Here is a 25,909-nt window from a genome sequence, read left to right as displayed (position 1 = left end):
CATAATTAAGTCGTATACCAAGCATGGATGAGCCTAAAAAAGATGTGGCTTTACTTGTTGTTGAAAACAAAAAAGACCGCCAAGAGTGGAAGCCTCCTAACAGTCTAAATCTTCTTTGTAGCGGGACCCGGGATTGAACCGGGGACCTCATGATTATGAATCATGCGCTCTAACCAGCTGAGCTATCCCGCCATCATTTCTTGTTTGCGGGTGCAAAGATATAGCTTTTCTTGAAATCTCCAAAACTTTTGCATGTTTTTCTGTGCTTTTCTTCTCTCTTCTTGGCTCTGATGTGATGTTTTACCCTTTTCTCTCCTCCTATTAGTCAGATTAATAGTAGATTAATCTATTTATTGACCTTTTTATACTAATTTTGCAGAATAATATGTTTGGTGAACTATGAATAAAAAAGGCGGAACTGCGGAATCCGGTAGATTAATATGCTTGTGGATAGGTACTTTCATCTGTACTATGGTTACAGGGATATATGTCTATATCTTCTATAGTAGCTATAAAGAACAGATACCGGAATGGAATGCATTGGCGAAAGAAACATTCGTGGAGGCGCTGAATCTGGAGGTGCAGAAACGAGGGGGCATTGTTGTGCCATTTGTGGCTGTTGATTATCCTGAAGTGAAAACATTGGAAACCCCGTTCAAAAGTCCTGTAACTTTGACAAGCAGGTATGGAACGCATAGCTATGAAATACCGCGTGTGAAATTTGATAATAGTCTTATTAAAGATACCGAAAAGAGGATGTTGCTCAGCTATGTACTTGAGAAACATCCTCTGGATGCGGATGCGTTGAATCTATTTTGGGATAGTCTGTTGGTCGAGAAATCTGTAGCGGCTAATACCGGTATTCGTCTTTCAACTACTGATTTGTTGAAGAAGACGTCCGCCGTTTATTCTTCCGATAGCATAAAAGTGCTACAGGGAGATAGCCTGTTGTCTCGCTATATAGGATTTCGTTGTGAAGTGGAGGCAACGGGGTTCATTGCTTATGACTGGTGGCAGGTATTAAAGGTATGGCCGCCCATCATGATATTACTCTTACTTTGGTTTTGTTTTTTCCTTCTTCTTTTATATTATAAACAGATTTCTTCCTTCTTGCGGCAAAAACTGGTGAAAAAGGAAACAGTCGTCTGTATTCAAGAGAAAAAGATAATTGTTGAAAGGAAAATGCATTTGGAGGGAGAAGCCGGGCAAACCGGATTATATGAATTGGCTGACGGGACTATTTTGGACTCAGAAAAAGGCATCCTGATGAATGGGGAAAAGACGAAGAAACTCCGGCCTCAAGTAATTGCCTTGTTGAAGCTTTTTTTACAGACCCAAAATTATCGACTAACTGCAGAAGAAATAGATAAGGAACTGTGGCAGGGGAAAGGAAAGCCTAACCAACTCTATGGTGTTATTCATCATTTGCGTGAATCATTGAAAGGTATCTCTTCTCTTGTCGTGGAATATAGAGATGAATATTATTGTTTGAAAATGCCCCATTCCATCGAGAAAAACACAGAAAAAGGATAAAAAAGCAGCCTTACCGATGCTTACCAAAAGGCTTTCAAGTAAAGTTGGTAAGTCGTTGTAAGGCAAAATAGTTGGTATGATAGAAAATTCCGTCTACCTTTATGGACAAATATGAGGCAACCTTATTTGTATGCTTCATACGGATATCTAATATAAATGTAGTGGAATATGAAAAACAAAATCAAAATTGCTGTAATCAGCTTGTGCGCAGTTAGCTCAATAACTGTTTTTTGTAGTCAGAAATCTTCCGGTAAACAAATGGATGATTTGCTATTGAAGAACGTAGAAGCTTTAGCTTGGGGTGAAGGAGGAGGATATACTAGTTGTTTTGGTGTAGGTAGTGTTGATTGCCCTACTACTCAATATAAAGTTGAATATGTAATGAGCGGTTATAGCCTTGAGAACCTTTACTAATATATTATTAGTGTTTCTTTTCACGGCTTGTACTTCCGTGCCCGATGAGAAAATGATGTCCTACGTTGATTTTCCTGAAACAAGAGAGTTGACAGCCCGGACTTTGTCATTGGATTCAGCTTTGTTTCGTTATCCTTATAGGGTACGTGTACAGGACGACAAGGCTGTAGTGCTTGATTTACATGGAACGGAATATTTCTTCCATGCCTTTCACTATCCCGGCTTTCATTATTTGTCCTCTTTCGGCAAGCGAGGCGATGCTCCCGAAGAGATGCTTTCAGCCGAAAATCTTCGATGGAATAGGAACTTTTTGTGGACACTTGATTCCAATAAGTCTGAATTAACCCGGTTAGGTTTTGCTTCATCCGGTGACTCATTGCTTCGGTTGGAAGCAGTGAGTCTGGATGAAGAACTTCTTCGGGCACTGGACTTTGTGCAATATGATGATTCTACCTTCATCATTCCCGATTATTCCGGCGACGGTCGTTTCTGTTTGGTAAGTCGGCAGGGTAGGTTACTCCGTAAAATAGGGACTATTCCCACTGCCAATGAGGATGCCTTGAAGAGTGCCCGCCCTGCTTTAGCGCAGGCGTGGCGGAGTTTCATTGATTACAATCCTCGCAATGGAGTGTTGGCAGCAGTTACTCAATTGGGTGAAGTTCTTGAAATATATAATCTGAAAGATAGTACGCATATTGTACATATTGGTCCTAATGGCGAACCAGAGTTTCAAATATCCCAAGGTTATGGCATACCTACCGGTATTATGGGGTTCAGTGATATACAAGTGACAGATAGTGCTATTTATGTTGTCTTTCAAGGACGTGCATTTAAGGATATTATGCAGAAAGCGCAGCAAGGCATTAATTTACCGGATGGTGGACAAAATATTTATGTATTCAGTTTGGAAGGTAAGCCGCTTCGGAAGTACGTGTTGGATCACTATATTCATGGGATTTCAGTAGATGAGCAGAAGGGCATTATAATAGCTACGGATGTGAATAAGGATGAGCCGATAATAGAATATAAATTAATTTAGTTTTTTAGATTAGAGATAATGCAATTAAAAGGAACAAACGGTGAACATTTTGTAGGTGTATTGTGTCCCGTTTGCTCCATAACCATCTAAAGAGAAGGGAGGTCTTGGCAAAGGTACTAATTAAAACTAAAATGAAAAGTGTTTTCTGTCATTGCGATAGGATGGCATGAAAAAAGTTCTCACAAGATTTATAATCTTGACAAAAAATATATTTTAAACAGTAAATGTTTAATCGGGAAAATTAAATAAATTAAAAAATGACCAGTATTAATGAACTGTGTGGTCATTTTACTAACTAATTTTTGTATTATGAAATCAAAATTCTTGTATGGGCTTGTAGCTCTTATTGTTTCGATTAGTATCTACAATATACATCTTAGTTTTACAGGTAGTAGCCTTTCGCTATTAAATTTGTATGAAGTTGAAGCTCTTGCTTCCTCAAGTGAAACTGGTGATGATGATGATGAAAAAGATCAATGCTTTATACATGATTGCGGTGAGGGAAAAAACTGTGAATGTGTAATGTGCATGAAGGGTTCTGTTGATTGTTCTCCTTCTTGTCCCTGTTGTTAGTGGCAAGTAATTTTTTAAGTTGTCTGAACTTTATATTTTATTATTTTAAAGTTCAGAGAACTTAAAATATATTAATTTCTAATTCTAAAATCATGTCAAGAATATATATATGCATAATAACTGTAATTGTACTTTTTACAAGTTGCAATAAAAAAGGAACGATATCTACGGATGGGTTAAAAAAGTATAAGGTAGAATATAGTAATGTTTTTTTTCAATGGAATGAATTGGTTAGCGACGTAGTCCCTATTCAATTAGCGACTGTCGATGATGCTTTAATTGCTAATTCTACTCAAGGGGTAATATATGGAGAGGATATTTATATATTTGATATAAGATTAGGGAAAGTTGCTAATTTTAGCATAACAGGTGAATACAAAGGGTTAGTGGGAATAAAGGGAAGCGGTCCGGGAGAATATTTGGAATTGAGAGATTTCTGTGTTGCTGGAAATTATATCTATATATTGGACTATAAAAAGATACATTGTTTTAATAGAAGTACAAGGCAGTTTGTAGAGTCGTGGGCTATAGATAGTCAGAATAATTTTAATCCGTCACAGTTGTTAGTATTTGATAAAAATGATTATTATTTATGGTGTAGCAATCCTGATACTTGGGATAAAGACAAAGGAGAGTATTATCGTTTAAGAAAAATGAACGAAGGAAGTATAGAGAAAGAGTATTTTAAATATGAGTATCGCACATCGGACGACCCTCGTTTCTATTTCAATAGAGCTTATTATTACTTAAAGCCAATTGATGGAGAAGATATAGTATATAAGCTAACTAAAGATTCCGTCCTTGCTTCTTTTGCCCTTGATTTTGGGAAATATGCTATATCACCGGAAAAAATAGATGAACTTCGCAAAAGTAAAGAACGAAATGCTTATTTAAAGAGTAACTTTTATAAAGCGATTTCAAATGTTTTGGAAACAAAAGAACATATATACTTTAAATGTATTGGACCTGATGCAAGGACGTATGAAGGGCTTATTGACAAAAAGACTGAAGAAGTTAAATTTGGTCTTTGGGATTTTAATAGATCTCCACGCTTTTTCTTTTCTGATGGTATCTTTTTATATGGATATTATGAACCATACACACTGATAGAGAATCAAGCCAATGGAAATGAATTAAACACATGCTTTGACTCTGTTTTTAATATAAAAAATATTGATATAAGTGATAATATTATTATTGTTAAAGTTTTACTTAGATAATTACAACTAAAGCCTATTGTAATGAAAAATATTTTATTAACCTGTTTGTTGTTTGTGGTATTATTAACAGGAATTTATACTGCAATTTTAATTAAGAAACAATCTATAAATATTGTCTCTGTGAATAATAAAAACAATAAATTATCTAACGATGTAAAAACATTGAAATACAATATTATAGACAGTTGGAATTTCGAAAGAAAGGCATTGAATATAGATGGGATTTCTAATGAAGATGGGCAAAACTTACATCCATTTTTTTTGAATTTGAAAAACCAATTTTAATTTATCGGTTCTCAAAGGTTGATTGTTCTGATTGCGTGATAAATCAAATAGGGGTTCTAAAAGAAATTATTAATGAGAAACAGATAAAATATATGATAATAGCTGACTATTCAAATAAAAGGAATCTTGGGTTGTTTAAGCGTTCAAATGGCATTAATAATCATATTTATAATTGTGAAGGATTGATCGATGGTGAAAATAGAACTCCTTATTTTTGTATCTATTTTAAGGGGGTAATTTCTAATATCTTTTTTCCTGATGATGATTTTCGAGAATTGACTAAATATTATATAGATAAAATGAGGGAAATGTATTTTTGATTGTATAAAAGAAGTTGTTGTGCGAAGTGCTGGTAGCAGTTACTCAATTGGGTGAAGTTCTTGAAATTTATAATCTGAAAAATAGTACGCATATTGTACGTATTGGTCCTAATGGCGAACCGGAGTTTCAGATTTCCCAAGGTTATGGCATACCGACCGGTATCATGGGGTTCAGTGATATACAAGTGACAGATAGTGCTATTTATGTTGTCTTTCAAGGACGTGCATTTAAGGATATTATGCAGAAAGCGAAGCAAGGCATTAATTTACCGGATGGTGGACAAAATATTTATGTATTCAGTCTGGAAGGTAAGCCGCTTCGGAAATACGTGTTGGATCACTATATTCATGGGATTTCAGTAGATGAGCAGAAGGGTGTTATAATAGCTACGGATGTGAATAAGGATGAGCCGATAATAGAATATCGTTATCATTCTGCTGCAAAGGAAAAGACTCACTTAGTGAGAATAAAAAAATAAACCGGTTTTAAGCTGTGACGACAGCATGATGTGAAATGATCTCAGTGAGATATTCTGTATCTTGCTTCTCTGAAGCACAATATTGGTTTGTGCTTGATATTGATAATTGAGCGTATTTTTAAATTAAAAAACAATTTTACAATGAAAAAGTTTTTGAAAATTGCTTTTGTTGCAGCATTTGCAGCAATTGCGGGTTACGGTGTCTATGCTTCACAGAAGTCTGACACTATGTCTGATTTGGCTTTGGCTAATATAGAAGCTTTGGCTAGATATGAATTACCAGAAGTAGAAATTGTTTGTGATGACTATGGCGGAACTTGTTGGACTACATCTGGTGATTGCTATGTGAGTTGGTTTATCCATTATGATGATTGTAAATTTAGTGGCTATATGTCGGATTCGTGCTTGTCTCCTTGTATGTAATTAATAGAGCTTGTATTGAAAGTCTTTACTCTAATTGCTTTTTATACGTATTGTAATAAAAGAGACTGTTGAGATTCTTTAAGGCTTTTGATACAAGTTTGTAAAATATAGTGTTATGAATAAATTTTTAATAGTAATTTTGATGATGATTGTTTGTGCATGTTCATCTAAGCATTCAAAGACAGCTGTTGATATTGAAAGAATACCTGTTAATGTGCATAAGGTCACTTCTGATGCTTCGTTATTCATCGAGAAAATTGAAATCGTACCCTTAGAGACGACTGATTCTTCTTTAATAAACGGTTATAAGAAGACGATATATGATAAGAATATGGATATTTATGCTATATATGGCAAAAAGCAAGTAGTACATACATTTTCAGGAAAGGGAGAGTTCGTTGGCAGTTCAAGAAAAATGAAAGGTGAAGGACCACAAGAATATCATATGGCGGTAGATATTAAATTCAACCCTTATTTGAAAGGTATTGATTTGCTAAGTCCTTATGGTACGATATATACTTATAGTCCTACATTTGAGTTGATAGCTAAAAGAACAATAAAAACAGAGTTCTATTTTGATGCTTTAATGGCTTTGAGTGCTGATGATTATGTATTTACAGTCCCAACTATTTGGACTGATCAAGAGGTCACTTTTGCAAATTTGAAGACACAGCAAGTAGAAGTTGCCAATTATGGTGGAACAATCTCTTCTGATAATACAATGGATAGAGAATGCTTTTACAAAAATGGTGATAATTTGTATTTTGTTCCTAGAGGTATTAATTATTACTTCTATCAAATAGATGAGGAAAAGAAAGAGTTAATCCCTATTATTTATCTTGACTTTGGTGATTCTGAAATAAAAGAAGAAGGACTGCCCGGAGTAGCAGTAGGAAAAAGGATAGGCACAGAAAAAACAAAGACAGATAATGAAAGAAATAAATTGTCAAAGGGAATTAGACAGAGAGCCCAGTATATACGTAAGTCAGCATTTGTAGTTCCTTTGGTGAAATTTTTTAATGATGATTTTGTTTATATCTATTTTGCTAAAGGTAAAACAGGTATCGGTGGAAACTATATTTATAATAGAAAGAAGAAGGAGGGCTTTTTGTTGAATGAAGGGAGCCCGTTTTTTATGCTGCCTTGTTTTGGTATTGTTGATAATGTATTAATGTCTATTGCGGATCCTTATTATGTGTCGAGGCTGGTGGATACTCATTTGATGTCGCCCGAAGAAATATCTAAAATGGAGCGGCTAAATGAAGATGATAATCCTGTAATATTGAAATATTATTTACGTAAATGAGAACGTTTATTTATGTTATTGTGATAATCTTTATCTGCTCTTGTGAAGATGCCGAGAGAAAGAAGATAGCGCAAGTTGTTTCATATTGGCAAAGTCGTGAGATTGTTTTCCCAAAAGATACATCTTTCGTTAGTTATAATAGGAAGTATAAAGAGCGAAAAGTACATTTACAAAAAGGAAAATATACGATTTTTAGTTATATTGATTCAACAGGATGTATGAGTTGTAAATTGCAGTTACCTAAGTGGAGCGAATTTATATATGTGGTAGATTCTATATCAAATGGATCTGTTCCTTTTGTTTTTGTATTTCAGTCAAACAAGAAGAAGGATTTAATTCACTTTCTTAAAAAAGCAGGATTTGATTATCCTGTATATATTGATGAACACAGTAGCTTTGACCGGTTAAACAGATTTCCTGCAGATATGCAACTGCAAACTTTCCTGTTAGATTCTAATAGTCATGTTGCTGCAATAGGTAACCCTATACATAATCCTAATGTAAAAGAATTATATTTGAGTATTATTCAAGGAAAGGAAGTGGTGAAAAGTAAGAAGAATAAAGCTATTGAAACAAAAGTCAAAGTTGATAAAGCTTCTGTGTTCCTTGGTGATTTTGCTTGGCAAGAAGAACAAAAGACTATATTTGTTTTGACTAACATAGGTGACAATCCTTTAGTCATAGAAGACGTAAATGCTTCTTGTGGCTGTGTGTCTGTGGTTTACTCAGAAGAGCCTATACTGTCAGGCAAGGATATAAAGTTAGAGGTGACTTATAAAGCTGATGATCCGGAATATTTTGATAAAACGATAACTGTATATTGTAACGCAAAAAAATCTCCTATTCATCTTCGTATAACGGGAAATGCAAAGTGACTTTCATACAATATTTAGAAATATGAATCATATATCAACTTGTATCGTTATTTTTCTGTCTCTTTTTATGTGTGTTTCTTGTAATAACCACTTGGAAAATACTCCTATTGGTATAAAGTATGCATTAAAGAGTTCAAGAAGCAATCGTAATGAGTTGGAAAAAGTATTATTGCATTATCAGAGTGATTCATTGAAATATGAAGCCGCCTGTTTTTTGATTGAAAATATGGTAGGGCATTTTTCTAATCAAGGAGAGGCGATGAACATATATAAAGAAAAGCTGGCTACGCGAGCAAAACCCTTTAACCGTGATTTCCTAGATAGTCTTTGGAGAGAAACTTCTGTGAGATACTCAAATGAAGACTTTGTGAAGTCTTATGATCTTGAAGTGATTGAAAGTTCCTATCTCATTGAAAACATAGACAGGGCATTTCAGGCTTGGGAGTCTGCTCCTTGGCACAAAGAGGTAAACTTTGAAATGTTTTGTCGGTATATTCTGCCTTACCGCATCAGTGATGAACAGTTGGTTGAGCACTGGCGGGATAGTCTGATGCAAGACTATGCCGGATGCATTCGTGGTGTAACGGATATGAAACAGGCTTTTGCCTTGCTTGCAAGAGTGGTAGATAAAGAACTCCGTTCGGCTTCATCAAAATGTCCGTATTTACTGGATGTTCTGACAATGCGAGATGCGAGATTTTCCCGTTGTGAGCAGCGTTGCATAGTAACAGGAAACGTTATGAGGGCGTTGGGGATTCCGATAGCTTATGATTGTGTTGAAAGATGGGCTAATTATAGTAAAAATGGGCATTCTTGGATTGTGCTGATGGGAACAGACGGAAAAACATATACTTTGTATGAGGGAGATTCCATACCTCGTCCGGCCACGTGGATTGATTCCTCATTTTTCAAACCGTTGGCTCTGCCGGATTCGAATTATTCATATCGGGTAGATTCTCTGAAACGGGCTGCAAAGGTCTATCGACAGAATTATTTCAGAGAAGAAGATAGAGAATACTCGGTAATGGATGTTTCAGCGGAATATGGCTTGACGGATAGTGTTGTAATCCGGATTAATAGCGCGGCGGAATATGCAGAACTTTGTACTTTCACAACCGGTGAAGACTGGAAGACTATTGCGAGAAGTAAAATCTGTAAGGGGAATTGTGTCTTTCGTAATCTTGGAGCTTCTATCGTTTACTTGCCTGTTGTGGTAAAAAAGGATAAGACCGAAGTGTTGGACGCTCCTTTCATATTACGAAAAGGAGGAGCTGTGAAGAAGCTTATTCCCTCGAAACAAAAGCGGATGATGCGGCTGAACCGCAAATACATCCTGTTGACAAATTGGACAAACCGATGGTATGAATTGATTGGCGGGCGCTTTGAAGCGAGTAATGATAGCGGTTTCCGTAAAACTGAGCTGTTGCATACAATCTGTGATTTTCCGGTTTATTGTAATGAAGTAAAATTGCAAACCGTGAAATCTTATCGCTATGTTCGTTACGTTTCTTCTAAAGTTTCTAAGAGTGCATTGGCGGAGCTTGCTTTCTTTTGTGATGAGAAAGAGATAAAAGGGATAGCTATGGGAGAAGGATTAAGCCCTCCTTCGCAGAAACGTGCTTTTGACCATGACTTAATGACGATAGCTGATCCTCAACAAGAGGATTATTGGGTCGGTCTTGACTTGGGGCAACCATGTCGTCTGGATAAGTTGGTGTACTATCCGCGCAATGATGATAACTTTATTGTAGCCGGTGAGGTGTACGAATTATTCTACTATGATAGGGGCGGCTGGCATTCATTGGGAATAATGACGGCTGAAAGTGGAGAGCTGGTTTACGAGAATGTTCCTGGCGATGCTTTGTATTTACTTAAAAACAGGACGAAAGGTAAGGAGGAGCGTATCTTCACTTACGAAAATGACAGGCAGGTATGGTGGTAGATGTAAAGAAGTTGATAGGCAAATGCTGTAACAGAATCGTGAATATTGCTTTTGGTGTCTGTATTGCCATTATCGTATTTTTAGCGTTACAGTTGTTTTTTATAACCTCTTTTAAAATACCTTCTGATTCAATGGAGCCGACTCTTCTGGGTGGAGATTATATTCTGGTAGAAAAATGTTCAAAAGGGGCGAGGCTATTTAATGTGATTACATCGTTGGAAGGGAAGAAAGTTGATATTTATCGTATGCCGGGTTGGAGAAAATTTAAGAGGAATGATGTGTTGGTATTTAATTATCCTTATTCCAAACGGCGGGATAGCATAGCTTTGGATGCGATGGTATATTATGTGAAGCGTTGTGTGGCACTGCCAGGAGATACATTGGAAATCAGGGATGCTCATTACCTCGTACGTAACTGTACGCAACCGCTGGGAAATGTAGAAGGGCAGGATTTCTTGCAAAGCGTGTTCGAATCGGGGAAAGTAAAGGAGTGGAGAATTGCTGTGAGAAGTTATCCTAAAAGTAAACTGCTTGACTGGAATATAGGAGAATTCGGGCCTTTTTATATCCCTGCCAAAGGAAGTATGATAAAAATGACGCCTTTAACTAAAGTGCTTTACAGAAATGTGATAGAGTGGGAGCAAGAAAGGAAATTGACGGTACGTGGGGATACCGTTTTGTTGGGAGACAGCATCATATATCAGTATCAGTTCCGTGAGAATTATTATTTTGTTTCCGGCGATAAAATAGAAAACTCGTTGGATTCCCGTTATTGGGGATTATTGCCGGAATCCTTTATTGTGGGCAGAGCCTGGCGTATCTGGAAGTCAATAGACAAAAATATGGATACTGTGAGATGGAATAGGACTTTGAAGAAAATAAAATGAGGCGTATACGAACAATATTGGCGGTTGGTTTAAAAGGGATAGCTTGTCTTATTTTGCTGTCTCTGGTGTGTGTGGAAAATCCGGGACTTCCTTCAGGAGAGGTTGTTGGTCAATGGCTTGCTTTTGATAAAAGGGTATTGGTGGCAGCAGGTTGCATACTGCTTGCTGTATGGGCGGATAAGAAAGGTGGGGAGTTTCCTGATATTGTGTCGTGGGCGTTGATCTTTTGGGGGAGTATGGAAGCTATCCGGGGAATATGTCAGCTCTATGGTTTCTCAGACTCCGGACATTCATTATATGCCATGACGGGGTCTTTCTTTAACCCCGGTCCTTATTCGGGATATCTGGCGATGGCGCTTCCCGTTTGCTTACACCAATATTTAACTGGCGATGGGAAGATGGGGCGTATATTGGCAGGTGGGGCGGGTTTGCTTATACTTTGTGTCCTGCCGGCCGGAATGAGCCGCTCGGCTTGGTTGGCGGGAGGCATTTCCTGTTTGTGGGTATATGCTTGTTATGCAGATTGGGGAAGTAAACTGAAAAAAGTGTGGCAGCAATACAGAAGATTGGTTGTTGTATCGGCATTTGGGGGAGTGTGTGTGTTGGTACTGGCTGGTTGGCTAATGTTTGCACTGAAACCTGATTCTGCCCGTGGACGACTGTTTATATGGAGAATTGCATGTCGGGCTGTGGTGGAGCAACCTTTGCTGGGGTATGGCATGGGAGGTTTTGCGGCTGCTTATGGCGATGCGCAAGAAGCTTATTTTGCAACAGGGGATTATGAATTATGGGAAGAACGTGTAGCAGGTAGCCCTGAATATGCCTTTAATGAGTATTTACAGTCTGCGGTAGAACTGGGAGGACTTCTGACGCTCTGCCTGTTGGCGGTTGTATTGCTCTGCCTGCATATAGGAATCAGGAATAAGCGTTTCGGTATCTGTGGCGCTGTGTTCTCCTTAATGATCTTTTCATTTTCTTCCTATCCGCTGCAATTGCCGGTGTTTGTGGTGACGGCTATATGTTTACTTTTAGCTTGTATTTTGAGAAATAACCGTTGGGAGTGGATAGGATTGGTGATATTGGCAGGGGTAATTGGAGCAAGTCGCCTAAAGAATGATTTGTGTATGGAGCAAGCATGCAAGAACTGGATGAATGCGCGAGTATTCTATAACGCTGGTGCGTATGGTTCGGTAGAAAAAGAATATCGATTACTTTATCCTTTACTCAAAAAGCGCGCAGCGTTTTTGTTTGAGTATGGTCATATCTTGCATAAACAACAGAAACCGGAAGAGTCTATCTGTATTCTGATGGAGGCTCTGAAATATAGCAGTGATCCGATGATACTGAATATTATAGGCAAAAATTACCAACAAACGGGAGATTATCTGGCGGCGGAAGAATGGTTGATACGATCAACTTATCGTCTGCCGGGACGGATTTACCCCTATTATCTGCTGGCAAAGTTGTATGCTGAACCGGATTTTAGGCAGCCGGATAAACTGGAAGAGATGAAACGGATTGTTCTTACAAAAGACCCGAAGATTCATTCAACAGCTATAGAAGAAATGCGTAGGGAGGTGAAGAAAATAAAGTAGAATACCAATAATTATGAATAGCATGAATAAGCAAGTTCCGGAAAACACAATTCAGTCTCAGTACGAATGGAATACATGTTTATTGTTTAGAAACAAGCAGTTGACGAAAGAAGTGAAGGAACTTCGTTCTGTATCGGCGGCTATAGATTCTTCTGCTTCGCAACTACTGGCAATGTCTCAGTTATTGAAGCTGCATACAACTCCGGCTTACGGTATTATTAAGAGTGAACGGGAATGGCAGAATCTCTTTGCCTTGCTTGATATGCTTTATGGGGGTGGCTTCCTGGCAAATTTTGGGGAGCGTCAGCTTACCGCCCAGGAATTAAAACTGTGCTATCTGGTGCGTGCCCACCTGAATAATAAAGCGATTGCATTGCTTTTCAATGTTACTACTTCATCGGTAGTAAAAGCCAAGCAACGGCTGAAACGGAAACTGGGTTTGTTACCGGCAGATAGCTTCGACAGCTACATACAACGTTGCTAATAACATAAAGCAGAATAAAAATAATACTTTCTTTTTTGTAATTAGAAAAAAGTCTCTATCTTGGTGCCGCAATAAAAAGCAAATATGAACTATGGAAAGACAAAAGATTCATCGGGAATACCTCTTGAATGCAACTTCTAAAAGCATTCTTTGGTCCGCGATAAGTACCCCCACCGGTTTGGAGGGCTGGTTTGCAGACAGGGTACAGTCGGACGATAAAGTTGTCACTTTCTTCTGGGGAAAGACGGAACGTCGTGACGCAGAGATTATCGCTGTGCGGGCTTTCTCTTTTATTCGCTTCCGTTGGCTGGATGATGAATATGAGCGGGAATATTTTGAATTAAAGATGACAAACAATGAACTGACTAACGATTCCGTGCTAGAAGTTACTGATTTCGCTGCGGCGGATGAGGTGAAAGATTTGCGCGAGTTATGGGACTCTCAGGTAGATACTCTGCGGAGAACGTGCGGTTTTTAGTTAACTTTGATATAAAAATTTTCCACACTCCCTTTTTTATGCTAATTTTGTGTCTTCATTGCATGAAACGAGTAAAATGCTGCGCATAAAAAAGTTAGATATATTTATATTGAAGAGCTTCTGCATGCTCTTTATGGGCACTTTTTTCATTTGCCTTTTCATCTTCATGATGCAGTTCCTATGGAAGTACGTTGATGAAATGGTGGGGAAAGGATTGGAAATGAGTGTCCTTGCACAATTTTTCTTTTATTCCGCCCTGACATTGGTGCCGGCTTCATTGCCGTTGGCTATTCTGCTGGCGGCACTTATTACTTTTGGTAATTTTGGCGAACGTTTTGAGCTGCTGGCCATGAAGGCGGCAGGTATCTCACTACTTAAGATTATGCGCCCGTTGATTGTGTTTATCATTTTCATCTGTGGCGTTTCTTTTTATTTCCAAAATGTAATAGGACCGAAGGCGCAGACTAAACTGTGGACATTGCTGATTTCCATGAAGCAGAAATCTCCGGAATTGGATATACCGGAAGGTGTTTTCTATGACGAGATTGATGGCTATAATCTTTATGTAAAGCATAAGAACCGTAAAACGGGTATGCTTTACGATGTGCTGATTTATAATTTTGAAAAAGGGTTTGAGAATGCTCAGATTATCAAGTCTGATTCTGGAAGGCTGGAAATGACGGCTGATAAGCAGCATTTGTATTTGCATCTTTATAGTGGTGAGCAGTTTGAAAATCTGAAATCACAGAATATGAATCAGAAGAATGTGCCTTATCGTCGGGAAGCGTTCCGGGAGAAGCATGCTATTATTGAGTTCAATTCCGATTTTAATATGGTGGATGCCGGCATCATGAGCAATCAGTCCAACAGCAAGGATATGGCGATGCTGCAAGCGGGCATTGACTCCATGAGGGTGCAGAATGACAGTGTGGGACGTGTCTATTTCAAGGAAGCGATGAATGGCACTTACAAGATTTCTGCTGACTTGAAGAAAGCTGATACGTTGAAGATAGAGCAGGCACATTTGGGAGAATACAATGTGGACAGTCTTTTCAATGTGGCTACCTTGTCGCAGAAGCAGAAGATTATTTCTACTGCCGTGAACCGTGCAGAGAGTGCGGGGAGTGATTGGAGTATTAAGAGTTATAGTATGTCGCAGACAGATACCAGCCTTCGCCGTCACATGACGTCCTGGCATGAGAAATTGACACTCTCGGTGGCATGCCTTATCTTCTTTTTTATCGGTGCTCCGCTGGGTGGAATTATCCGTAAAGGCGGTTTAGGTATGCCGGTTGTGGTATCCGTTCTTATTTTTATTATTTACTACATTATTAATAATACGGGCTATAAAATGGCACGTGATGGACAGTGGGTTGTCTGGATGGGTATGTGGACCAGTACGGCTATCTTGGCCCCATTGGGTGCATTCCTTACTTATAAGTCCAACAATGACTCTGTGGTATTGAATGCCGATGCCTATGCGGGGTGGTTTAAGAAGATCGTCGGTATACGCAGTGTGCGCCATCTGTTCCGTAAAGAGGTGATCATACACGATCCTGATTATACTCATTTACCTGCCTACTTGCAGGCGCTGTCCGCTGATTGTCGTGTGTATGCTGAAAGGAAAGCGTTGAAGCGTGCTCCCAACTATTTCAAGTTGTGGATGGCAGACTCAATCGATGAAGAAATAGAAGATATAAATGAGCGTCTTGAGAAATTAGTAGAAGAGATGTCCAATACTAAATCTGTTCATTTGCTGAATGCATTGAATAACTATCCTATTATCCCGGTTCACGCCCACTTGCGTCCTTTCCGTAATTATTGGCTGAATATGGCCTGTGGATTGTTGGTGCCGATAGGATTGTTCTTCTACTTCCGCATCTGGGCATTCCGTATCCGGTTGAATAAGGATATGGAGCGGATTATCAAGACTAATGGAGACGTTCAAAAGATAATAGAAACGAATCTGAAATAACCTAAATAAATAAAGGAGAATACAGAATGGAAAAAGTGAAATTAGATACAATAGAAGAGGCGATTGAAGACTTCAAGGCCGGTAACTTTGTGATTGTGGTGGATGATGAAGACCGTGAAAACGAGGGCGACTTGATTATCGCTGCGGAGAAAATAACTCCTGAGAAGGTAAACTTTATGCTGAAGCATGCACGTGGTGTGCTTTGTGTGCCGGTTACCGTGTCACGCTGTAAAGAATTGGACTTGCCTCACCAGGTCAGTGACAATACTTCCGTATTGGGCACCCCTTTTACGGTGACTATCGATAAGCTGGAAGGTTGTACTACCGGTGTTTCTGCTGCCGACCGTGCCGCTACCATTCAGGCGCTTGCTGATCCGGCTTCTACTCCGGCAACCTTCGGACGTCCGGGACACATCAACCCCTTGTATGCTCAGGAAAAAGGGGTATTACGTCGTGCCGGGCATACAGAAGCTACGATTGATATGGCCCGTATGGCAGGTCTTTATCCTGCGGGTGCACTTATGGAAATCATGAATGAAGATGGATCAATGGCTCGTCTGCCCGAATTGCGTAAGATGGCTGACGAATTTAACCTGAAGTTGATTTCTATTCGTGACATGATTGCCTATCGCCTGAAGCAGGAATCCATTGTGGAAGAAGGAGTAGAAGTAGATATGCCTACCGAACACGGACATTTCCGATTGATCCCTTTCCGTCAGAAATCTAATGGTCTGGAGCATGTGGCTCTATTCAAAGGTACGTGGGAGCAAGATGAGCCGATTCTGGTACGTGTGCATTCCTCTTGTGCCACAGGAGATATATTCGGCTCCAAGCGTTGCGACTGCGGCGAACAACTGCATAAGGCTATGGAAATGATTAATAAAGCCGGTAAAGGAGTAGTTGTTTATCTGAACCAGGAAGGGCGTGGTATTGGCTTGATGGAGAAGATGAAAGCGTATAAGTTGCAGGAAGACGGACTGGATACGGTGGATGCCAACATCTGTCTGGGACACCTGGCTGATGAGCGTGATTATGGTGTAGGTGCTCAGATTCTGCGTGAATTGGGTGTGCACAAAATGAGACTGATGACTAATAATCCTGTGAAGCGTGTGGGACTGGAGGCTTATGGGCTGGAGATTACAGAGATTGTTCCTATTGAAACAACCCCGAATCAGTACAATGAACGTTACCTGCGTACAAAGAAGGAACGCATGGGACATACGTTGCATTTTAATAAGTAATTTGCTGTTTTGTTTTCTAATATCAAAGAAAACAGCTTAATTTGTAGCCAAATTTATGCAATAACCATAAAATAGATAGAAAAATGAATCAATTATCAGATCGTTTGAACAGTTTGTCGCCGTCGGCGACGCTGGCTATGTCGCAAAAGAGCGCCGAGTTGAAGGCACAAGGCGTTGACGTAATTAACCTGAGTGTGGGAGAGCCTGACTTTAATACTCCTGACCACATCAAAGAGGCTGCGAAAAAAGCGATAGACGACAACTTCTCTCGCTATTCTCCTGTTCCGGGATATCCGGCTTTGCGTAATGCAATCGTGGAGAAACTGAAAAAGGAAAACGGTCTGGAATATACAGCCGCACAAATTTCATGTGCCAATGGTGCTAAACAATCAGTTTGTAATGCAGTATTGGTGTTGGTGAACCCAGGTGATGAAGTGATTGTGCCTGCTCCTTACTGGGTAAGTTATCCGGAAATGGTGAAGTTGGCTGAGGGTACTCCGGTGATTGTTACCGCAGGTATTGAACAGGATTTCAAGATTACTCCTGCACAGTTGGAAGCTGCTATCACTCCGAAGACTAAAGCATTGATTCTTTGTTCACCTTCTAATCCGACCGGTTCAGTTTACTCCCAGGAGGAATTGAAAGGTTTGGCTGACGTGTTGGTAAAACATCCGCAAGTTATTGTTATTGCTGATGAAATTTACGAGCATATCAACTATATCGGCAAGCACCAGAGTATTGCCCAATTCCCTGAAATGAAAGATCGTACGGTAATCGTAAATGGTGTATCTAAAGCATATGCCATGACTGGTTGGCGTATAGGCTTCATTGCCGGACCGGAATGGCTTGTAAAAGCTTGTAATAAGTTGCAGGGGCAATATACTTCAGGTCCTTGTTCAGTATCTCAGAAAGCTGCTGAAGCTGCTTACACTGGAACACAGGCTCCTGTAGAAGAAATGCGTAAGGCTTTCGAACGTCGTCGTGATTTAATTGTGAAGTTGGCAAAAGAAGTTCCGGGATTTGAGGTAAACGTACCGCAGGGGGCTTTCTACCTGTTCCCGAAATGTGATTCTTTCTTTGGAAAATCTGCCGGTGACCGTAAGATTGAAAATTCGGATGATTTGGCAATGTACTTGTTGGAAGTAGCTCATGTAGCTTGTGTGGGTGGTGCTTCATTCGGTGCGCCTGAATGTATCCGTATGAGTTATGCGACCAGCGATGAGAATATAGTGGAATCTATCCGCCGCATTAAGGAAGCATTGGCTGAACTGAAATAAGTATTGTTTGCAGGGCTGACTAGAGAAGGTCTCCAAGAAAAAAAGTTCTCTCTATCCACTGATATGAGAGAACTTTTATTATTCTTCGGTAGTTTCTTGTTTTTTCTTGTATTCGGATGGCAGATAGCTGAACTCTTCTTTAAAGAATTTGGCAAATTGTTTGGGCGAAAGCCCTACTTGATAAGCAATCTGCGATACACTTAGCTGACTTTCTTCCAAAAGTTTCCTCCCTCTTTTCAAACGTAGAATCCGCATAAATTCTAACGGTGACTTTCCTGTGATTTGCATCAGTTTCTTATAGAGTCCGCTACGGCTCATACCTACTTGCGAGCTAAATTCTTCTACGGTAAATTCCGAGTTATCCATGTTCTGTTCTATAATCCGGACAGCTTTCTCTATGAGTTGTTCGTCTAAGGTACTGATTGTGATTTCGGCCGGTGAAAGGTCTATCGTCTTGAACTTTTCATGATTATTTCGTGTCCACATCAGCATTTTGTGAATACGCAGTAGAAGGATTTCCAGATTGAATGGCTTGGTGATATATTCATCGGCGCCTTCTCGTAGTCCGCTCAGGATATGTTCTTCAGTGGTGCGGGCTGTAAGTAAAATTATGGGGATATGAGAATAGCGTATGTCCGTCTTGACCTTGTGGCATAACTTCATGCCATCCATCACCGGCATCATTACATCGCTGATGATTATCTGAATCTGTTGTTGGGAAAGAATGGAAAGAGCTTCCTTTCCGTCAGGAGCATCGAACACTACATAATACTCCTTTAGGCAACTGATGAGGAATTCGCGGAAATCATCATTGTCTTCCACCACTAACAGAGAGGCTTTTTCGGTTTTCGATGGTTCTATGATCTTTTGCATGGAACTTTCCTCTGTCTTGAGTGAAGAGGTGTCTTCGGCAGGAGTGATTTGGGGTATTCGGGTGATGGGGAGAGTGATGATGAAGATGGAACCTTTAGGATGATTATTCTCCACTTTTACTTCACCTCCATGCAAGGATACATATTCTTTCACAATGTGTAGCCCGATGCCGCTTCCCATATAAGTTGTTGCTTTATGCTGCTCTTGAAAGAAGCGGTCGAATATCTTTTCTTTGTTCTCATCCCTGATGCCGATGCCGGTATCGGCTATCTGGATGCGTGCTCTTTCACCGTCATTTGTTAGTATCTTGTCTATTGTGACGGTGACGCTGCCATTTTCGTGATTGTATTTGATGGCATTGGACAGCAGGTTGAATATGATGCGTTGCATTTTGTTGCAGTCAAAATCCATTTCTATCTTTGGGGTATTCATATTTATTTGCAGAGATACTCCCTTCTTCTGTGACAAGACATTGAACCCCATACATACATCTGCAATGAAGTCTGGCAAGTTTCCGTATGATGGAGAGAATGTTGTCTTTTGTTGGTCCAGTTTGCGAAAATCCAATAACTGATTTACTTCGTCGAGCAAGGTAGAGGCGTTGCGGTGTATTAATGCCAAATCATCTTTGAAGGCTTGGGCGCTCTCGGAGTGCAATAATTTCTCTATCGGTGTGATGATAAGCGATAGAGGAGTGCGCAAATCATGGCTTACATTTGTGAAGAAGCGCATTTTGGCTTCATCCATTTCATGTTGTTTGGCGGTTTCTAAATCCCGTTTCTGCTGTTGCAATATTCGTTGATGCTTATGGAGCATCTTTTTTAATAGTAAGGTCGTACCTATTATCAACAGTGCGGAGTAAAGAATATAAGCTGTAGTTGATAACCAGAAAGGGGGACGTACCTGGATGATAAGGGTAGATATGGGTGCTTGGTTGCCGATAGGCTCGTTCACCTTTACTTGTAACCGGTAAATGCCGGGTGACAGTTTGTTGAAGTAGATACGGTTACCTTCTAACTTTACCCATTCTTCTTTGCTTCCCATTCGGTAGGCAAATTGAAGTTTGTGCTGTGCTCCATAATCCATAGCGGACACTTCTAATGCGAAGTTGTTATCAGAATAGTTCATGATGATTTTGTCAAGTAACAGAATGTTCTTGTCAAGTAACACCCGTCCATCATGTGTAGAATTGCCTACGTCTATCCGTTGATTGGTCAAGTAGAGTCCGGTGAAGATGACTTTGTGTTTGTTGGGGTGGACTTTGTTTAGTTCAGGATATATTTTCAAATATTTTCCGGTACCTCCTATCAGGATGTTCCCTTTTCGGTTACAATAGACGGAGTAGTTGTTGAAGGCGATATTTCCGATTCCGTCTTCTTCAAAATAGGGATAGCAGCGGAATTGGAAGGAGTTTGTAGAAGAATCGTTCATGCTGATTATGTGCGTGATCCCTCTGTCTGTCGTCAGCCAGATGTCTTTATTATGGTCTTCTGCAATCCTGCGAATGTAGGCGTGGGATATGCCGTCATCAGTAGAGAGGTGCGTCAGCTTCTTCCTTTTCTCCTCGTAGATGTAGATTCCGCTTCGTGTGCCAATCCATAGTAGTCCTTGTTGGTCTCGGTGCAAACAATTGACGTGTATCTTGTTTAGCGGGGAACATTCTTCACTTTCTCCGTTTATCTGCGTAAGCCGTTTGGTCAGGACATCCATCTTATACAGTCCGGTGCTTGTCCCGATATAGAGCGTGGCATAGTCGTTTGAGTGAGACAAGCCCATGATACTGTTGGTCTGCAAGCACGAGTTAGTTTGGGTATAAGCCGTGAATTTTCCTTTGGAATCCATGCAGTATAATCCGTTCATAAATGTTCCCATCCATAAGTTACCCTCTTTATCTTCGATAATATGTCGAGTATAGCTTATGGGATTTTCATCACTCTTCTCCATTGGATATGATATGGAATGAAAAGTTCCGTTTTGCTCATAGAATACCCCGCTGCCATAGCTCCCGAACCACATTCTTCCTTTGGTGTCAAGATAGGAACCTATGATTAGATTCGATGGAATGTTACTGTTGCTGGTGTTGAATAGCTGGTAAGTATGTCGCTTTTTGTCATAGCGTACCAACCCTTTACCGTCGAAGCCTAACCATAAATATCCTTTTTCATCCTCCTGAATACAGCTGATGTCTTCCTGCTCCGGTGTACGGCATATTTCAAAGGATATATTGTCCAGGCAAGTAAAGGCGACTCCTTGCTTACTGGTTCCTACCCACATGATTTCCTGACTGTCTTTGTAGAAACAGTTAATGTGGTTACTGGGCAGGGAGAAAGGGGTATCATCATCTCTATGGATGGAAGTGTATTCGTTTAACCGGTTATTCAAGATATATATCCCTTTGCTGTTAGTCCCTATCCAAATGTTTCCTTGCCCATCGTCTATGACGGATTTAGCAAAGTCATTTTCTAGTAGTTCTTCTCCGGCGAAGTGTACCCATTGTTGGTTGCCGGTATCATAGCACTGGATGTTGGAGGCATAGATTGTATAAATCCATAACCTGAACTGATTGTCCATGTACATGCGATATTCTCCTGATGGTGAAGGTGGTGCTTGGCATTCTTTTTGGATGGTTTTCGCTTTCCAGTTTATTTGTGCTATCTCTCCATCGGCAAACAGAATGTAGTGATGTGATTGCTTGGCCGTTACCACTAATGTTTTTTTGCCGATTAGGGGCATTTGGTGGAGACGTTTCTCCTTATATACATAATAATATAGACGATTGTCGGTGGTGCACCATAGATTTTGCTCGTTATCTACACAGAGCATTTCCACTTTTCCCTCTATTCCCAATGGGCTTAGCTGGCTGTGGATGTCGCTGTCAATTTTGTCGAGTTCCCTGTTGTAGAAGAAATAATATTGGGGTGTCTTCAGCCAGATGATACCGGACGCATCTTCGGCAATAGTGTTGACGCAGTTGTTATAAGTACCCAACTGGATGGTGGTATATCGTTTACATTGATAACCGTCGTAGCGGTTCAGGCCGTTGAGGGTGGCAAACCACATAAATCCATATTGGTCACGCAGGATGGATTGTACGTAATTGTCCGATATCCCCGATTTCACATCAAATGTGCGGAAACTTAGTCGGGCATGTACCTGCGTAATGCAGACTATTAATTGGAGTAAGGTTATAAAAAGGGCTTTCATTAGTAGGTTCTTGAATGTTTTTCTTGCCACAAAGATAGGTATTTCTGTGAGTTGGGAAGCATATACGGGCTTCCCTTTTGGGTAAAAAGACTTCCGTTTTGGGTACAGACACAAATAGGATAGTCGGATATTCAAATGGGAAGTAAACTTGTGGATGATATCCTTACTTTTGTGGGCGAAAGGGCGGAAGCCTGTTCATACAAGTGTTTTTAAGGACCTTTGATAATAGATTTTATAACTAAAAACAAAAACATGAAAAGCATTTCTAAAAAAACTCTTTGGGTTGGAGGAACCTGTATGGCTCTTCTTTTAGTCGGAGTGCCTCCGATGCGAGTTGTTGCAAACTCTACGATAGAGATGGTGCAACAGAATAAGAAGATAACGGGTATCGTTGTCGATCAAAATGGAGAGCCAGTGATAGGAGCCAACATTTTGCAAAAGGGTACAGCTAATGGTGTAATTACTGATTTGGACGGACGGTTTGCGATAGATTGTCCGGTAGGTACGTCGTTGACCATCTCTTTTATTGGCTATTTGTCGCAAAACGTGAAAGCCGCTTCCGATATGAGGATTATCTTAAAAGAAGACAGTCAAACCTTGGATGAAGTGGTGGTGGTGGGTTACGGCTTTGTGAAGAAGAGTGACCTTACTGGTTCGGTGGCACAAGTGAAAAGCGAGGAACTATTGAAAAGTTCTCCGGTGAGTTTAGAAAAAGGCTTGCAAGGTCGACTGACAGGTGTGAATGTGGTGTCCAATGATGGTGCTCCGGGCGGTGGCATCAGTATTCAGATTCGTGGAACGAACTCTTTCCAAGGTTCTACAGAGCCTTTGTATGTGATTGACGGAGTGCCTATTTCTGACAGCAATGACGATACCATTAATTTCGACTCAAGTTCACCAAACTATAGCAATGCACTTTCTTCACTGAACCCCAATGACATCGCTTCCATTGAGATTCTGAAAGATGCATCAGCTACTGCTATCTATGGTTCGCGCGGTGCTAACGGTGTAGTTCTGATTACTACAAAAAGCGGCAGTGGACTGGGTGTAAAAGATCAAGTTTCACTGTCCTATAAACTGACAAGCAGCCATGTAGCCAAAAAGATAAAAGTATTGGGTGCCAAAGACTACGCTGAATACAGAAACCTTTCCTATATCAATACCCAAGAAGTCTCCAACTTTGAATGGGTACAGACGGATTTGCCTTTTCCCGGCACAACAAACAGTGAGGGAACTTATTTGAAAGGTCCGGATGATTTTGACAACGATCCGTACTACTGGCAGGACCAGATATTCAGGTCGGGCTTGACGCATGACTTGAATTTAAATATTTCCGGTCAATCACAAGGGTTCGACTACTCTGTAAGTGGAGGTTATCTGAATCAGGAAGGTATTATAAATGGTTCAGACTACTCCCGCTACACAATGAAAGCTAACCTGAATAAACAGATAAAGTCGTGGCTTAAGTTCGGTACGTCTGTATCGGGCACATTTGCCAACTCGAATGTATTGAAGACGGCGACTAATAATCAGAATAACGGTACGGAAGGAGTAATCCGTTCGGCCCTCACCTATCCTGCTTCACAGACGCAAGAGGACTTGGACAATGAATATAGTATGGTAGCAGTGCCGACTCGTTACATCAATGCGCTGAACGAAAATAAGAACATGACATTCAGAACATCGAACTATCTGAACATAACGCTGATGGATGGCTTGATTTTCCGGTCTGTATTGGGATATAACTATACGCGCAACGATGCTAACAAGTATTGGCCCAGCTACCTGGCAGAAGGAAAAGGTATCGGAGGAAAATCCAATGCTGGCGACAATTGGCGCACCTCCTTACTGTTTGATAACCTGCTTATGTACAACAAAACATTCAACCGGAAGCACAACGTCAGTGCCACGGTGGGCACGTCATGGGAAGAGTCAAGCTATTACAACAAGGCAATTACTGTGCAGGGATTTGGTACCGACGATACAGAAGGGTGGCTTTTGCAGGATGCAGGTACAATGACCTCAGTCTCTTCCGGTAAAGGAGATTCCCAACTATTCTCTCTCATTGGACGTTTAGCTTATAACTATGCTGGTAAGTATTACCTTACCTTTACGGCACGTAATGATGCTTCGAGTAAGTTCGCCAAAGGGAAGCGGGCTGCTTTTTTTCCCTCCATTGGTGTTTCTTACCGCTTGTCCGAAGAAAAATTCATGAAAGGACTGTCTGAGGTGCTGAGTAACGTGAAATTGCGTTATAGCTACGGTTCCTCTGGTAATCAGGCCATCAGTTCTTATCAGACTTTTGCCATCATGGCGGCTGCCAACTATCCTTTCGGTTCGAACATTGAGAACGGTTATGCTACGAATACTTATAATCCGGGTAATAAAGACCTGACATGGGAAACCACTTGGCAGCATGATGCAGGCTTGGAACTGATGCTCTTCAAACGGGTATCTCTAGAATTTGATTATTATTACAAGAAAACAACGGATTTACTGCAGTATAAGCAGACACCTTCCAGTACCGGTATCGAACAGATACTCTCCAACAGTGGTTCGGTTATTAATAAGGGATTTGAAGCCAACATGAAAGTGTTTGCCATTCAGAGCAAAGACTTCTCGTTGACATTCGGAGGAAATATTTCGTTCAACAAGAATGAAATCTGTGACTTTGGGAAAGAACCGATGTTTCCCAATTCCATCTATAACAGTATGCGTCCTTATGCTCTTGCTGATGGTCACTCCATCGGGGCTTTCTATGGGTGGACACATGATGGTATCTGGCAGTCGCGAGACGAGGTTGTCAACAGCCATCAATTCAAGACTCAATATCCTAACTATAAGGCAGACAGCTCGGATGCGGCGGCAGAAGAAATCATACGCCGCGACTGGGTAGGAGAAATCAAGTATAAGGACTTGGATGGAGACGGATTTATCACTGACAAGGACCAGGACTGGATAGGTGATGCCAATCCAGACTTCTATTATGGTTTTAGTCTCGACTTGAATTGGAAGAACCTTGACTTCAGCATATTGTTTCAGGGAGTAGAGGGAAATGACATATTCAACATGAACTCGCTCCGTTTTTATGATGTAGGTACTACACAGAATAAGCCCTACTACGTCTATGAGCAGTCATGGAGTGTCAATCCGCAGACTGCAGTGGCACCTAAAAATTTCTATTATACAGGAAGGGACATTCGCTTTTCCAGACTATACTTGGATGACGGTTCTTACCTGAAACTTCGTTCCTTGTCCATTGGCTATACTGTCAAGAATCCGTTGCCGCACATCAACAGTATCCGGTTCAGTGCTACTGGAAATAATCTGCTGACTTTTACAAGCTATAAGGGATATGATCCGGAAGTCAACTCTTTTGGCTCTACACCTTCGCTGAGAGGCATTGACTCTGGTGCCTATCCTCAGCAACGCAGCTTTACATTCGGTCTTAATGTTGTTTTCTAATTTATAAAAAAGAAATAGAAG

General features: G+C 40.3%; 19 protein-coding genes, 1 tRNA gene and 1 pseudogene. 19 read left to right on the top strand and 2 right to left on the bottom strand.

All coding sequences use genetic code 11. From position 1 onward, the window contains the following. Positions 1 to 118: 118 nt before the first annotated feature. A tRNA-Met gene (locus BN161_RS14470) sits at positions 119 to 192 on the bottom strand. 207 nt (positions 193 to 399) lie between these two features. Between BN161_RS14470 and BN161_RS14465 the strand changes: the two genes are divergently transcribed. The 18 genes and pseudogenes from BN161_RS14465 to BN161_RS14380 all read left to right on the top strand — a co-directional run bounded on the left by BN161_RS14465 (position 400) and on the right by BN161_RS14380 (position 18,346). Continuing rightward, positions 400 to 1,533, top strand: a complete 1,134-nt coding sequence (locus BN161_RS14465; protein WP_044267381.1) for a hypothetical protein — start codon at positions 400 to 402, stop codon at positions 1,531 to 1,533. Positions 1,534 to 1,701: 168 nt separating this feature from the next. After that, complete coding sequence (locus BN161_RS14460) at positions 1,702 to 1,947, top strand: NVEALA domain-containing protein (RefSeq protein WP_044267379.1); 246 nt, start codon at positions 1,702 to 1,704, stop codon at positions 1,945 to 1,947. Continuing rightward, positions 1,931 to 2,986 (top strand): BF3164 family lipoprotein, encoded by a 1,056-nt coding sequence (locus tag BN161_RS14455; RefSeq protein WP_044267377.1) that lies wholly within the window; start codon positions 1,931 to 1,933, stop codon positions 2,984 to 2,986. Before BN161_RS14460 ends, BN161_RS14455 begins: the two co-directional genes overlap by 17 nt. 665 nt (positions 2,987 to 3,651) lie before the next feature. Further along, complete coding sequence (locus BN161_RS14450) at positions 3,652 to 4,779, top strand: 6-bladed beta-propeller (RefSeq protein ID WP_044267375.1); 1,128 nt, start codon at positions 3,652 to 3,654, stop codon at positions 4,777 to 4,779. 21 nt (positions 4,780 to 4,800) lie between these two features. Then, positions 4,801 to 5,064, top strand: coding sequence for a hypothetical protein (locus BN161_RS14445; protein WP_125910840.1), 264 nt, complete (start codon positions 4,801 to 4,803; stop codon positions 5,062 to 5,064). A gap of 92 nt (positions 5,065 to 5,156) precedes the next feature. After that, a complete protein-coding gene (locus BN161_RS14440) occupies positions 5,157 to 5,384 on the top strand; it encodes a hypothetical protein (protein ID WP_125910839.1) in 228 nt (75 codons plus the stop codon). Between the two features lie 26 nt (positions 5,385 to 5,410). Continuing rightward, positions 5,411 to 5,863, top strand: a pseudogene (locus BN161_RS14435) (BF3164 family lipoprotein); the annotation flags it as partial. A 141-nt stretch (positions 5,864 to 6,004) separates the two neighbouring features. After that, a complete protein-coding gene (locus BN161_RS14430; RefSeq protein ID WP_044267370.1) occupies positions 6,005 to 6,286 on the top strand; it encodes an NVEALA domain-containing protein in 282 nt (93 codons plus the stop codon). A 115-nt stretch (positions 6,287 to 6,401) separates the two neighbouring features. Then, entirely contained in the window at positions 6,402 to 7,592 is a 1,191-nt protein-coding gene (locus BN161_RS14425) for a 6-bladed beta-propeller (protein WP_044267368.1), read from the top strand. Beyond that, on the top strand, positions 7,589 to 8,467 hold the full coding sequence (locus BN161_RS14420) for a DUF1573 domain-containing protein (protein WP_044267367.1): 879 nt from the start codon (positions 7,589 to 7,591) through the stop codon (positions 8,465 to 8,467). The genes BN161_RS14425 and BN161_RS14420 overlap by 4 nt, the downstream gene beginning before the upstream one ends. 154 nt (positions 8,468 to 8,621) lie before the next feature. Next, entirely contained in the window at positions 8,622 to 10,409 is a 1,788-nt protein-coding gene (locus tag BN161_RS14415; RefSeq protein ID WP_125910838.1) for a hypothetical protein, read from the top strand. Then, positions 10,400 to 11,296, top strand: a complete 897-nt coding sequence (gene lepB, locus BN161_RS14410; protein ID WP_044267363.1) for a signal peptidase I — start codon at positions 10,400 to 10,402, stop codon at positions 11,294 to 11,296. Before BN161_RS14415 ends, lepB begins: the two co-directional genes overlap by 10 nt. Next, positions 11,293 to 12,891, top strand: coding sequence for an O-antigen ligase family protein (locus tag BN161_RS14405; protein ID WP_044267361.1), 1,599 nt, complete (start codon positions 11,293 to 11,295; stop codon positions 12,889 to 12,891). Before lepB ends, BN161_RS14405 begins: the two co-directional genes overlap by 4 nt. 22 nt (positions 12,892 to 12,913) lie before the next feature. Continuing rightward, complete coding sequence (locus BN161_RS14400) at positions 12,914 to 13,375, top strand: helix-turn-helix transcriptional regulator (RefSeq protein WP_167332544.1); 462 nt, start codon at positions 12,914 to 12,916, stop codon at positions 13,373 to 13,375. 91 nt (positions 13,376 to 13,466) lie between these two features. Further along, complete coding sequence (locus BN161_RS14395; protein WP_044267358.1) at positions 13,467 to 13,853, top strand: START-like domain-containing protein; 387 nt, start codon at positions 13,467 to 13,469, stop codon at positions 13,851 to 13,853. A gap of 76 nt (positions 13,854 to 13,929) precedes the next feature. Further along, positions 13,930 to 15,828, top strand: a complete 1,899-nt coding sequence (locus BN161_RS14390) for an LptF/LptG family permease (RefSeq protein WP_044267355.1) — start codon at positions 13,930 to 13,932, stop codon at positions 15,826 to 15,828. A gap of 26 nt (positions 15,829 to 15,854) precedes the next feature. Beyond that, on the top strand, positions 15,855 to 17,069 hold the full coding sequence (locus BN161_RS14385; RefSeq protein WP_044267354.1) for a bifunctional 3,4-dihydroxy-2-butanone-4-phosphate synthase/GTP cyclohydrolase II: 1,215 nt from the start codon (positions 15,855 to 15,857) through the stop codon (positions 17,067 to 17,069). A gap of 83 nt (positions 17,070 to 17,152) precedes the next feature. Further along, positions 17,153 to 18,346, top strand: coding sequence for a pyridoxal phosphate-dependent aminotransferase (locus BN161_RS14380; protein ID WP_044267353.1), 1,194 nt, complete (start codon positions 17,153 to 17,155; stop codon positions 18,344 to 18,346). A 78-nt stretch (positions 18,347 to 18,424) separates the two neighbouring features. Here the strand turns inward: BN161_RS14380 and BN161_RS14375 are convergent, their stop codons facing one another. Further along, positions 18,425 to 22,423, bottom strand: a complete 3,999-nt coding sequence (locus tag BN161_RS14375; protein WP_125910841.1) for a two-component regulator propeller domain-containing protein — start codon at positions 22,421 to 22,423, stop codon at positions 18,425 to 18,427. A gap of 252 nt (positions 22,424 to 22,675) precedes the next feature. Between BN161_RS14375 and BN161_RS14370 the strand changes: the two genes are divergently transcribed. Then, positions 22,676 to 25,888 (top strand): SusC/RagA family TonB-linked outer membrane protein, encoded by a 3,213-nt coding sequence (locus BN161_RS14370; protein WP_052356295.1) that lies wholly within the window; start codon positions 22,676 to 22,678, stop codon positions 25,886 to 25,888. Positions 25,889 to 25,909 lie beyond the last annotated feature (21 nt).

Source organism: Bacteroides timonensis, assembly GCF_000513195.1.
Taxonomy (GTDB): Bacteria; Bacteroidota; Bacteroidia; order Bacteroidales; family Bacteroidaceae; genus Bacteroides; species Bacteroides timonensis.
The sequence above is the reverse complement of the archived record's forward strand: the minus strand, read 5'-3'. Positions and strand labels throughout refer to the sequence as shown.

What these genes read in the sequence shown, in the direction of transcription:
- BN161_RS14405 (WP_044267361.1), top strand. Translation starts at nt 11,293, where the DNA reads ATGAGGCGTATACGAACAATATTGGCGGTTGGTTTAAAAGGGATAGCT.
- BN161_RS14430 (WP_044267370.1), top strand. Translation starts at nt 6,005, where the DNA reads ATGAAAAAGTTTTTGAAAATTGCTTTTGTTGCAGCATTTGCAGCAATT.
- BN161_RS14395 (WP_044267358.1), top strand. Translation starts at nt 13,467, where the DNA reads ATGGAAAGACAAAAGATTCATCGGGAATACCTCTTGAATGCAACTTCT.
- BN161_RS14465 (WP_044267381.1), top strand. Translation starts at nt 400, where the DNA reads ATGAATAAAAAAGGCGGAACTGCGGAATCCGGTAGATTAATATGCTTG.
- BN161_RS14380 (WP_044267353.1), top strand. Translation starts at nt 17,153, where the DNA reads ATGAATCAATTATCAGATCGTTTGAACAGTTTGTCGCCGTCGGCGACG.
- BN161_RS14445 (WP_125910840.1), top strand. Translation starts at nt 4,801, where the DNA reads ATGAAAAATATTTTATTAACCTGTTTGTTGTTTGTGGTATTATTAACA.
- BN161_RS14375 (WP_125910841.1), bottom strand. Translation starts at nt 22,423, where the DNA reads ATGAAAGCCCTTTTTATAACCTTACTCCAATTAATAGTCTGCATTACG.
- BN161_RS14385 (WP_044267354.1), top strand. Translation starts at nt 15,855, where the DNA reads ATGGAAAAAGTGAAATTAGATACAATAGAAGAGGCGATTGAAGACTTC.
- BN161_RS14460 (WP_044267379.1), top strand. Translation starts at nt 1,702, where the DNA reads ATGAAAAACAAAATCAAAATTGCTGTAATCAGCTTGTGCGCAGTTAGC.
- BN161_RS14425 (WP_044267368.1), top strand. Translation starts at nt 6,402, where the DNA reads ATGAATAAATTTTTAATAGTAATTTTGATGATGATTGTTTGTGCATGT.
- BN161_RS14420 (WP_044267367.1), top strand. Translation starts at nt 7,589, where the DNA reads ATGAGAACGTTTATTTATGTTATTGTGATAATCTTTATCTGCTCTTGT.
- BN161_RS14450 (WP_044267375.1), top strand. Translation starts at nt 3,652, where the DNA reads ATGTCAAGAATATATATATGCATAATAACTGTAATTGTACTTTTTACA.
- BN161_RS14400 (WP_167332544.1), top strand. Translation starts at nt 12,914, where the DNA reads ATGAATAAGCAAGTTCCGGAAAACACAATTCAGTCTCAGTACGAATGG.
- BN161_RS14440 (WP_125910839.1), top strand. Translation starts at nt 5,157, where the DNA reads ATGATAATAGCTGACTATTCAAATAAAAGGAATCTTGGGTTGTTTAAG.
- lepB (WP_044267363.1), top strand. Translation starts at nt 10,400, where the DNA reads ATGGTGGTAGATGTAAAGAAGTTGATAGGCAAATGCTGTAACAGAATC.
- BN161_RS14390 (WP_044267355.1), top strand. Translation starts at nt 13,930, where the DNA reads ATGCTGCGCATAAAAAAGTTAGATATATTTATATTGAAGAGCTTCTGC.
- BN161_RS14370 (WP_052356295.1), top strand. Translation starts at nt 22,676, where the DNA reads ATGAAAAGCATTTCTAAAAAAACTCTTTGGGTTGGAGGAACCTGTATG.